We start from the raw sequence: 271 nt of genomic DNA, 5'->3' as shown, positions 1-271 counted from the left end.
GGTAATAACCAATACAAACTCTCAACTTTTTCGTAATTTTGTTTCTATGAATAAAGCAACAGTCTTAAAAGAAATTATAGAGCAAAGAAGAAGTATTTTTCCAAAGGATTATACAGACACGGAAATTTCTCAGGAAGTTATTGATGAAATTCTACATTCAGCGACTTTAGCTCCCAATCATAAACGTACGAAGCCTTGGCGTTTCAAAATATTCAAAGGTGAGGAAAAGGCAAAACTAGCTTCAGAAATGCAGGCTATCTATAAAGCAACC

The 271-nt window shown here is 33.9% G+C and carries 1 protein-coding gene; it reads left to right on the top strand.

Features of this window, described 5'->3' with window-relative positions:
- Positions 1 to 46: 46 nt before the first annotated feature.
- On the top strand, positions 47 to 271 hold a 225-nt coding region (locus SB679_RS24315), incomplete at its 3' end, for a nitroreductase family protein (RefSeq protein WP_410704824.1).

This window comes from Chryseobacterium sp. SIMBA_029, from assembly GCF_046535275.1.
Classification (GTDB): domain Bacteria; phylum Bacteroidota; class Bacteroidia; order Flavobacteriales; family Weeksellaceae; genus Chryseobacterium.
This window is presented reverse-complemented; position numbering and strand designations above follow the sequence as displayed.